Source organism: Methylobacterium nigriterrae (assembly GCF_037106235.1).
Lineage (GTDB): Bacteria > Pseudomonadota > Alphaproteobacteria > Rhizobiales > Beijerinckiaceae > Methylobacterium > Methylobacterium nigriterrae.
In genome coordinates this window covers 1-265 of the sequence record NZ_JBAWTG010000941.1, presented here as the reverse complement: position 1 = coordinate 265, position 265 = coordinate 1, and the positions used below count along the sequence as shown (strand labels likewise).

The 265-nt window shown below is 63.4% G+C and carries 1 protein-coding gene; it reads left to right on the top strand.

All coding sequences use genetic code 11. The features are described from left to right. On the top strand, positions 1–265 hold a 265-nt coding region (locus tag WDW90_RS39780), incomplete at both ends, for a ketopantoate reductase family protein (protein WP_336493079.1).

The window sequence follows — 265 nt, the reverse complement described above, 5'->3', positions numbered from 1 at the left end:
GCCTCACCTATGGCCAGCTCTACGACGAGCCGCTGCTGAAGGCCACGGCGGTGGCGGCCGTCGCCGAGGCAATGGAGATCGCTCACGCCATGCATATCCGCCTGTCCATCACACAGGCCGAGCAGGCCTGGGACATGGCGTCCGCAGGGCTGCCCTACGGCTTCAAGGCCTCGATGCTGCAAAGCCTGGAAAAAGGTTCGGTCACCGAGGTCGATTTCGTCAACGGATCGGTCGTACGGTATGGTGAGTCGACGGGAATCGCCAC